General features: G+C 74.0%; 5 protein-coding genes. 2 read left to right on the top strand and 3 right to left on the bottom strand.

Annotation, left to right across the window (positions count from 1 at the left end; all coding sequences use genetic code 11):
* Positions 1–96 precede the first annotated feature (96 nt).
* From ACFU5G_RS26725 to ACFU5G_RS26735, 3 genes are all read right to left on the bottom strand, one after another.
* The gene (locus ACFU5G_RS26725; protein ID WP_377251578.1) at positions 97–4,791 is read right to left on the bottom strand and encodes a S8 family serine peptidase; all 4,695 of its coding nucleotides are present in this window, start codon (positions 4,789–4,791) and stop codon (positions 97–99) included.
* A gap of 127 nt (positions 4,792–4,918) precedes the next feature.
* Positions 4,919–5,920 carry a LuxR C-terminal-related transcriptional regulator gene (locus ACFU5G_RS26730; protein WP_377251580.1) on the bottom strand — a complete coding sequence of 334 codons (1,002 nt, stop codon included), beginning with the start codon at positions 5,918–5,920 and terminating at the stop codon, positions 4,919–4,921.
* 5 nt (positions 5,921–5,925) lie between these two features.
* A complete protein-coding gene (locus ACFU5G_RS26735; protein ID WP_377251582.1) occupies positions 5,926–6,915 on the bottom strand; it encodes an alpha/beta fold hydrolase in 990 nt (329 codons plus the stop codon).
* A 100-nt stretch (positions 6,916–7,015) separates the two neighbouring features.
* On the opposite strand from ACFU5G_RS26735, the gene ACFU5G_RS26740 reads away from it, so the two are divergent.
* Positions 7,016–7,498, top strand: a complete 483-nt coding sequence (locus ACFU5G_RS26740; RefSeq protein WP_377251584.1) for a MarR family winged helix-turn-helix transcriptional regulator — start codon at positions 7,016–7,018, stop codon at positions 7,496–7,498.
* A 116-nt stretch (positions 7,499–7,614) separates the two neighbouring features.
* Complete coding sequence (gene nhaA / locus ACFU5G_RS26745) at positions 7,615–9,522, top strand: Na+/H+ antiporter NhaA (protein WP_377251586.1); 1,908 nt, start codon at positions 7,615–7,617, stop codon at positions 9,520–9,522.
* Positions 9,523–9,574 lie beyond the last annotated feature (52 nt).

Consider the following 9,574-nt stretch of genomic DNA (forward strand, 5'->3'; position numbering starts at 1 on the left):
AGCTCGAGCTGCCGACCACCTGACCTTCTACCGACCACCGGCCGGGCACCCGGCCTCAGCCCGCGCGTCTCACCTCAGCGCGCCCGGGCCCGCGACTCAGCGCCGCTTCACCTCCAGCTCCGCCGTCGCCTCCGAGGCGCCCAGGTCCTCGGTGCCGCCGTACTCGGCCGTGATCGTGTACTCGCCGGACCGCAGCAGCGGCGGGACCAGCACGTCGGCCTTGCCGTGGCGCAGCTTCACGGTGCGCTCGTACGGGTGGCGGTCGCCGTCCTGGCCGACCGTCACGGTCACGCGGCCCGACGGCGTCGCGTCGTCGGCGGACACGGTGACCTTCACCAGGAACGGCTCCAGCGGGCGGACCGAGGCCGGGGCCTTGATCTGCGTCGTCGTCGCCTCGGGCAGCAGGTCGGCGGGCACCAGGGCGCTGACCGCGCTGCGGTGCACGCCGCCCTCGTCGGCCCCGGCGTAGACCCAGGCGCCGTCGGCGCTCACGGCCAGGGACCGCACCGACATCGCCGTCAGGTCGCCCGACGCCGACGCCCACGTGGCGCCGCCGTCGGCCGAGACGAAGACGCCCGCGCCGTTGGCCGCCAGGCCGTACGGGCGCCACCGCGCCGCGCCCGCGACCAGGAGCTGCGTGCCGGCGGCGGGACCGTCCGGCACCTCGACGGCCACGAACGTGCCCACCGCGGCGGACGTGTTCGGCACCTCGGCGTCGGCGAAGGTCTTGCCGCCGTCCGTGCTGACCCGGATGCCCGGCGTCTCACCGACCACCACGTGGTCCGTGTCGGCGGGGTCGACCCACACGGACCGCGCCTCTTCCTTGGTCAGGCGCGTGATCGTCTTGCCCAGGTCGTCGGACCGGTACAGGCCGGACGACGTCGCCAGCCACAGCCGGTTCTCGTCGACCGGGTCCATGACGACCTGCTGCACCAGCACCTCGTGTGCGTAGCTGGTCCACGTCTCGAACCCGTCGGTCGAGACCATCAGGCCGGTGTCCACGAGCGAGGTGTAGCCCACGGCCACCGTGTCCTCGGCGTGCGGGGACACCGCCAGCGCCGTCGGGCTGAAGCCGCCGGTCGGGCCCACCTGCGTGAGGTCGGCGTCGGTCTCGCCGGCGCCCGCCGTCAGGATGCGGCCGCCGCCGAACGCGTTGGTGCCGATCGCCCAGACGGTGCGGTCGCCGAGCGGCGACTGCGTCACCTCGGAGACCTGCCGGCCGATGACGCCCTCGTGGCCGATCGAGCCCCAGTTCTGCTCGTCCGGGGCCAGGTCGGCGACGGACCGCTGGTGCAGGCCCTCGAAGTCGACGGCCCGCAGCACGGGCTCGCCGTCGGCGTCGACACCGGCGTGCACGCCGGCCACGTCGGAGCCGGACACCCCGGCCTTGGTCCACTCGCGGCCGTCGTCGGTCGTGAAGATGCCGGCGTTCTCCATCGACATGACGATCTGGGCGGCGGGGGTGCCGGGCCAGTGGTCGACGTCGGTGGCCAGCGGCCCGCGCACGGGCAGCGGGTGTGTCTGCCACGTCTGCCCGAGGTCGGCGCTCGTGCTGTACGACGACAGGCCCGAGGCGTACACGGTGCCGTCGGTCAGCGTGGTGACGGTGACGTAGGACTGCTCGGTGTCGGCGCCCTCCGTCCAGGTCGCCCCGGAGTCCGTCGAGGTCAGCGCCACGCCGTCGCCGCGGACCAGCACTGCGCTGGACCCCTCGGCCACGACGCCCTGCGGGCGGTCGCGGTAGTCGGTGGTCACGTACGGCTGCGTGACCTCGTTGCCGCCGTCGAGGACGCCCGCGATGCGGTAGACGCCGTCGTAGGTGGCGATGAGCAGGTCGTCGCCGGCGAACGCGGCGCCGGACACGAGGCCGTCCCACTGCGGGGCGACGCGGCGCCAGCGCTGGCCGCCGTCCCTGCTGAGGTAGAGGCCGTCGTCGGTGACCGCGGCCAGCGCGTCGCCGTGGGCGACGAGCTCGCCGACGGCGACGTCCGGGAACGGCAGCACCGTCCAGGTCTTGCCGGCGTCGGCAGTGTGCACGATGCGGCCCTTGTAGCTCGGGTCGAGCGTGACCCTGCCGGCCGCGCCGTTCAGGGCGACGTAGAACCCGCCGGGCGTCGTCGTGTCGGCCACGGGGATGCCCCAGCCGTCGGCGACGGGCATGCTGCGCACCCGCTCCCAGGTCCGGCCGTGGTCGGTGGTGACGAACGGGTGGACGCCGGACCCGGCCATCGCCAGGCCCGTCCCCGGGGTGGTGGGGGAGGTGGCGAGCTCGCGGGCCGCGCCCGACAGGCCGACCTGCTCCCACGCGCCGGGCTGGTCGGCGCCCTCGGACTGCACGCCGCCGGTGCCGGTCAGGGTGCGTCCCGTGACGGTCGCCCGGGCGTCGAGCGCGTAGGTGCCGGGCTCGTCCAGCGGCACCGTGCCGCGGTACCAGCCGGGGCTGCTGCCGACGGCGGTGAGCGCCGCGGTGTACTGCTCGCCCGACGGGGCGGTGGCCCGCACGGTCGGCGCCGCCTCGGGCGCCATCGGCGTGTAGACGAAGACGTCGGTGGCCTTGGTCGCCAGCGACGGCGAGGACTGGACCTGCAGCGGCCGCACGTAGGTGGCGTACGGGACGCGCAGGGTGCTGCCGTCCGAGACGGTGCCCACGACGACGCCGGAGGTCTCGCCGTCGACCGAGCCGGCGGCGGGGCCGCTGGTGTCGGGGGTGACGGTGAGGTCGACCGACGCGCTGCGGCCGGCCGGGATCTTGACCTGGCGCGCGGAGAGCTCGGCCTTGCCGCTGCTCGTCGCGGCGGGCTCGGCAGCCAGCTTGACCGTCACGGCCTTGGTGCCGGAGTTGCGCAGCACGACCGTGCTGGTGCGGGCCGGCTTGGTCCCCATGTCGGCCAGGCCGAGCGAGACGGCGTCGGGCGAGGCGGTGACCTGCTGGTCCACGGCGGCGGCGACGTCGAGCTTGCCGGCGCCCTGGGCGGACGGCGACACCTCGGCGTCGTCGGACTCCAGCTCCTGCGCGCTGCCGATGAGGGTCGCGCGCAGCTGCTCCGCGCTCTGCTCGGGACGGGCCTGCGCCAGCAGGGCGGCGGCGCCCGCGACGTGCGGGGCGGCCATCGACGTGCCGGACATCCGGTACTTGTCGCCGTCCACGCCGAACTCGGCCGGGATGTCGGACATGATCTCGAAGCCGGGGGCCACGATCTCGGGCTTGAGCGTCATGGCGTTGCTCGGGCCGCGGGAGCTGAAGTCCGTGATCGTGTCGGTCCGGTCGACCGAGCCGATGGTGCCGCGCGCGGTGCCGGCCGCGACCTCGGCCTTGAAGGTCTGGTACTGGGCCGAGGAGATGTTCATCATGACCAGCGACTCGCGGCGCAGGTCGAACCCGCCGCCCGCCAGGATGTTCGCGGACCCCTGCGGGCCGGCGCCGCCGTCGTCCCCGGCCGGGTCGGTCGGGCTCGGCATGTACAGGAGGGCACCGACGGCGCCGTGCTCCTCGGCGAGCTGCGCCTGCAGCAGGTGCGGGCCCTGGACCTGGCCCAGGGAGGTGGCGGTCATGCTCTGCATGACGACGATCGCGCCGCGCACGTCGCCCGCCTGCTCGTAGTCCTCCTCGTCGAAGCCGTCGCCGACGTCGACCAGGCGGGCCGTGAGGCCCTTGGCCGGCGGGTTGGCCGACATCGGGAAGCGCGTGACGTCCAGCGGACGGGGCGCGTCGCCCCGCTTCGCGCCGGCCAGCGTGAGCGTCGGGTCGGACACGCCGGTGACCTGCGCGCCCACCGCGATGACGCCCTCGGCGGCCGCCGGGGAGCTCACGGTCTGGTCGTACGGCCCGGCGTTGCCGGCCGCGGCCACGACCACGACGCCCTGCCGCACGGCGGCGGTGGAGGCGCGGCCCAACGGGTCGGTGCCGTCGCCGGGCGTGCCGAGGCTCATGTTCACGACGTCGGCCGGGTAGTCGCCCAGCGGGTTCGTCGCGGCCTCGAGCGCGAGGAGCAGGTCCTCGGTGGTGCCGCCGCCGTTGGCGTCCATGGCCTTCCAGGCCGTGAGCGTCACGCCGGGCGCCATGCCGGTCAGGTTCGCCCCGCCGGCGCCGACGATGCCGGCCACGTGCGTGCCATGCATGTGGTCGTCCATGGGGTCGGCGTCGTCGTTGACGAAGTCGTACCCGTCGGCCACGCGGTGGCCCGGGCCGAACCCGCCGCCCAGGTCGGCCAGCGTGTAGTCGATGCCCGTGTCGATGATCGCGACGGTGCGGCCGTCGCCGGTGACGGCCGCGCCGCCGGCGTCCTCGCGCTCCCAGACCTCGGGTGCGCGGGTGGCGGGGATGTTCGCCTCGTCGCCCAGGATGCGCACGGGCGCGTCCTCGGTGACGCGGGCGACGCCGGGGGCGTCGCGCAGCTCGGCGAGGTCTGCGGGGTCGACGGTGGCGACGACGGCGGACAGCAGGCCGGTGACCGACTCGGTGTCGTCCAGGTCGATGTCCTGGCGCACGGCCCAGGAGGTGACGCCCTCCTGCGCGTCCTCGACCGTCTCGACGGCGGCCCGGTAGTCGGCGGCGAAGGCGCTGCGGGCGCGCGCGGAGCCGGAACCGCTCCGGGCGGTGGCGACTGCGTCCTGGCCGACGACGTCGGCGGCCGTGGGGGAGTCGAGCTCGATGATGACGCGCACCGGGTCGGCGTCGCGTGCGACGTCCGGGGCCGCGACGGCGGTGCCCGGTGACAGGACCAGTGAGGCCGAGACGAGGGTGCTCCCGAGGAGGAGACCCCGGCGACGGCCGGAGGGCAGAGGTTGCATGAGGGCTGTCTAGCCCGCGCTACCCTACGTGGGCAATGGGCGTAATGGCCGGATGCGGCCACTGGCCGGTACCGGCCGCAAGTGTTTACACGGACGTCACGCGCGAGGGCACTTTTCACCCCGGGCTCTAGAGCCACCCCTTGCGGACCGCCTGCACCCCCGCCTGGAACCGGTTGGCCGCGCCGAGGCGGCGCATCAGGTCGGCGCTGCGGCGCCGCAGCGTCCGCTCGGAGAGGCCGAGCTCGCGCGCGATCGCCTCGTCCTTGGCCCCGGAGCCGAGCAGCGCGAGCAGCGCCCGGTCGTCCTTGTTCGGCCCGCGGTCCGGGGGAGCGGTGCCCTCCATGCTGTCGGCGGCGGGGATCTCCACTGCGTCGGCCCACGCCGCCTCGAACGCGGCGCACAGCAGGTCCACCAGCGGGCCGCCCTCCACCACGACGGCGGCCGGGTGGGCCGGGTCGAGGTCCGTGCTGACCAGCGCCGTGCGCCGGTCGGCGATCGCCAGCTTGGTGGGCAGCGTCCGCGCGATCCGCGCCTGCTCGCCCGCCGACGCCGCGTGCCGCAGCTCCGCCCAGGCGCCCGGCAGGTCCAGCACCTCCGCCGCGTACACGGCCCGCCACTGGACGCCGCGCGCCAGCGCGAGCGGCTCGACGGGGTTCTCGTCCGCCAGCACGTACGGCGGCCGGTCGAACGCCAGGAACTCGGCCGTCACCTCGTGCTGCATGCGCGTGTACCAGGCGCCGATCAGCGCCGGGTCGTCGATCACGTGCACGCCCGCGCCCGAGCCGGCGACGTCGGAGGTCTGCTCGAACAGGCCGGCCAGGTCCGGGATCGTGGACCGGACCCGGTCGAGCTGCGCCGCCGTGCGGTCGGTCAGCGCCCGCAGCGCCACGCGCGGGTCCACGGCCGTGTACTCGCCGTCGCTGCCGCTGGTGCGGTTGATCAGCCCGGCCGCGCGCAGCCGCGCCAGCATCCCGGCGAAGTCGGTGCCCTCCAGCGGCACGCCCTGCGCCACGTCCTCCACCCGGACCGTGCCCTGGGCGAGCACGTACCGGTAGACCAGCCGGGTGTCGTCGTCGATCCCGACCGCCTCGAAGTCGCTCTCGGGATCGGGTACGGGTTCCGGGGCCATGAGGGTCAGCGTAGGTCAGCGCCGGGTGCGGGCTCGCTGGTGCTGTCGGTGTCGGTGTCGGTGTCGCGGGCTCGGTGGTCGGCCTGCTCGTCGACGTCGACCAGGAAGGCGAGGATCGCCTCGGACAGCGCGCCGGGTGCCTCGAGGGCGACGTGGTGCCCGACGCCGTCGAGCAGCACGGACCGGACCTCGCCGGCCGTGACCTGGCTCATCGTCGTCGCGGTGAACGGCCCGCCGCTCGAGCCGACCGCCAGCACCGGGACGGTCAACGGGCTCGCCTGGGCGAGTGCCCGGAGCTCGTCGCCCTCGGTGAGCATCGACCGGTACAGCGCGGCCGCGCCGCGCCATCCGCCGGGGCGGGAGTAGGTGCGCGCCAGCTCGGCGACGTCCGCCTCGGTGACCGCGTCCGGCACCGCCGTCATGGTGGGGAACACCCACCCGCCGAGGAACTCGCGTTCGCGCCCGGCGAGCAGCAGCTCGGGGATGCCGGGGGCCGCCAGGGCGCCCACGTGCCAGGAGCCGCCGTGGGTGACGTCGGCGAGGCCCTCCAGCCCGAACCCTGCCAGGCCCATCTCGACGGCGGTCAGGCCGGCGACGTCCTCGGGGTGCGTCGCCGCGAGCCGGAACACCGTGGCCCCGGCGATGTCCTGGCCCAGCAGGTGCACCGGGCCGAGGCCGAGATGCTCGATCAGGTGGTGCAGGTCCTCGGCCGCGGTCGCGCTGCCGGTGGTGTCCGTGGTGTCCGTGGCCGCCGAGTCGCCGAAGCCGCGCAGGTCGACGGCGAACACCCGGTGCCGCTCGGCCAGCAGGGGGATCACCCGGTGGAACGCCCACCAGGTCTCGGGGAAGCCGTGCACGAGCAGGACCGGGGTGCCCTCGGTGCCGGCCGACACGTAGTGCAGCTCCGTGCCGTTCAGGCGCACGGTGTGGTGCGCAACGGCGGGGGCGGGGGTCTTGGGGGTGGTCGTCGTGGGGGCGGTGGTCGTGGGGTTCATGTGGTTCATCTCCCGGGGGTGAGGAAGCGGATCGACAACGTGGTTGTCTAAAACTAGTCAACCGAGTTGTCTTTGTCCAGCGGGCACATAGGCTGACGCCATGTCTCGATCCGGCGCCGACCTCGCCCTCCTGCTCCTGGGCGGCTACCGCACGCTCGTGGAGGACGCGACGGCCGAGCTGGCCGCACGCGGCTACGACGACTTCCGCCCGGTCCACGACTTCGTGATGCGGGCGATCGCCGCGGGCGCCGACAGCGCCTCCGAGGTGGGCCGGCGCACGTCCGTCTCCAAGCAGGCGGCGGCCAAGACGATCGCGGTCCTCGTGGACCGCGGCTACGTCTCCAGCGAGTCCGACCCCGCCGACGCCCGGCGCAAGCGGCTGCGCGTGACCGAGCTCGGCCTCGACGTGCTGCGGCAGGGGGAGGCGATCTTCGACGAGCTGCGCGAGGCGTGGGGGCAGCGGATCGGTGCCGGGGAGCTCGCCCTTCTCGAGGAGCGTCTCACCGCGCTGGTCGGCGACGGCGCGGTGCGCCCCGACGCGGCCGGGTGGGTCGCGCAGGATGCCGGCCGAGTCGGCGGCTGAGTCCCTCGGGCGGGTGAAAACCCGGGGAACCGTGGGGATCGCGCACTAATCTGAGCGGCAAGAATCACTACTTTTCATGCTGACCGACCGTGGCGACGCGCGAAACAGGAGAAAAGATGGCGAACCTGACCATTATCGAGCGGTCGCCCGACCCCGAGACGCATCAACCCGGGCCACGCTGGCCCTCCATCGCCGTCTGGATCCGCTCGCTCGGCGAGAGCCGCCTCGGCGCGCTCCTGCTCCTGCTCGGCACCGTCGCCGCGATCGTCTGGGCCAACGTCTCCTACGAGTCGTACGCCGAGTTCTGGGAGACCCACCTCAACATCGGGGTGGGCGACTTCCAGGTGGAGTTCACGCTGCACGCCCTGGTCAACGACGCGCTGATGGCCATCTTCTTCTTCACCGTCGGCCTGGAGGTGCGGCGCGAGTTCGCGATCGGCGAGCTCACTAGCTGGTCCCGCGCCATGGTGCCGGTGGCCGCCGCCGTCGCCGGGCTCGTGGTCCCCGCCGTGCTCTACGTGCTCATCGCGCGCGGCTCCGGCTGGGAGCACGCCTGGGGAGTCGTCATCTCGACGGACACGGCGTTCGTCGTCGGCGCGCTGGCGCTGATCGGGCCACGTGCGCCCGGCCGGCTGAGAGTGTTCCTGCTGGCGCTCGCGGTGGTCGACGACATCGGCGCGCTGACCATCATCGCGCTCGTCTACACCGAGAACTTCGACCCGCTGCCGCTGGTCATCGCGGCTGTCGGCCTGGTCGGCGTCTACCTCACGCGGTACGTGCCGAGCGGCCGCGGGCCCATCTACGCCACGCTGTCGATCATCGTCTGGCTCGCGTTCCTCGCCTCGGGCGTGCACCCCACGCTGGCCGGCGTCGCCATCGCGCTCCTGGTGCCGGTCTACCGGCCCAGCCGGCGCGACGTCGAGCACGCGCTCACGCTGGCGCGCACGTTCCGGCAGTCGCCGAACAGCGACTACGCGCGGGCCGCGGCGAACAGCCTGCGGGAGTCGATCTCGATCAACGAGCGCCTCCAGTCGGCCTACGCCCCGTACGTGGCGTACGTGATCCTGCCCCTGTTCGCGCTGGCGAACGCGGGCGTGCAGATCAACGCGGAGATCCTGGCCGCGGCGGCGGGCTCCGCGATCACGTGGGGCATCATCGTGGGCCTCGTGGTGGGCAAGTTCATCGGCGTGCTGGGCTCCGGGACGGTCATGCGCGTGCTGCGCATCGGCGACCTCGGGCCGGGCCTGACGCTCGACCGGCTCGCCGGGGGCGGCGCGCTGTGCGGCATCGGCTTCACGATCTCGCTGTTCATCGTCGACCTCGCGATCGAGGACCCCGGCGTGCAGAACGAGGCGCGGGTGGGCGTGCTGACGGCGTCCGTGATCGCGTTCGCGCTGGCCGCCGTCATCTTCAAGATCTCGGACCGGGTGCACCCGGCCAAGGAGGCGGGCACCACGCTGCTGCGCCCCGTCGACCCGGCGCGGGACCACGTGTACGGCCCGGTCGACGCGCCCTACACGCTGGTGGAGTACGGCGACTTCCAGTGCGGGTTCTGCTCCAAGGCCTCGGGCGCGATCCAGGAGGTGCACCGCGAGCTCGGCGACCGGCTGCGGTACGTCTGGCGGCACGCCCCGCTCGACCGGTACCACCCGAACGCCGTCGCCGCGGCGGAGGCCTCGGAGGCCGCCGCCCTGCAGGGCGAGTTCTTCGCGATGGAGCGCAGCCTGCTGCTCGACCAGGAGAACCAGCTGCCCTCCGACATCGTCCGGCGGGCGGTGGAGCTCGGGCTCGACGTCGACCGGTTCGAGCGGGACCTCACCTCCCCGGAGGTGGCCGGGCGCGTGCGGGACGACGTGCTCGACGCCGAGGCCATGGAGGTCACCGCGGTGCCGACGTTCTTCGTCAACGGCCGCCGGCACACGGGCCCGTACGACGCGCAGTCCCTCATCCACGCCCTGGAGACCACGGCCCCGGCCCCGACGCCGGCCCCAACGTCGGGGGAGCGCGCTCCGGAGGAGGCGTGACCGGTCGGTAGTTCGAGTGGTCGGCAGTTTCGGGCGGTCGGTACAAGGTCTG

The organism is Promicromonospora sp. NPDC057488, from assembly GCF_042802395.1.
In the GTDB taxonomy this organism is placed as follows: Bacteria; Actinomycetota; Actinomycetes; order Actinomycetales; family Cellulomonadaceae; genus Promicromonospora.